The organism is Microvirga pakistanensis, from assembly GCF_004458765.1.
GTDB classification, from domain to species: domain Bacteria; phylum Pseudomonadota; class Alphaproteobacteria; order Rhizobiales; family Beijerinckiaceae; genus Microvirga; species Microvirga pakistanensis.
Genome location: NZ_SPJX01000394.1, coordinates 1 through 223, shown reverse-complemented (window position 1 = coordinate 223; position 223 = coordinate 1). Strand labels below are relative to the sequence as shown.

Genomic DNA, 223 nt, shown 5'->3' with positions numbered 1-223 from the left:
TGAGACTTCCTCTTTCATTGCCCGTATGCTCGACTCGTTTGGCTTGAAGGTCTCCACAGGACTCGCGGGCACTGGTGTGGTTGGGACGCTGTCGAGGGGCACTTCCGGCCGTTCCATTGGGATCAGGGCCGATATGGACGCCCTGCCCATCGAGGAACTCGGCCAGGCCCCGTACAAGTCGCTCAGGCCGGGCAAGATGCATGCCTGCGGCCATGACGGCCAT

Annotated in this window: 1 protein-coding gene; it reads left to right on the top strand. The window is 62.3% G+C overall.

Translation table 11 applies throughout. The annotated features are described in order from the left end of the window. Positions 1 to 223 (top strand): M20/M25/M40 family metallo-hydrolase (locus tag E4K09_RS18915; protein WP_134499255.1); only part of this gene is annotated, 223 nt, incomplete at both ends.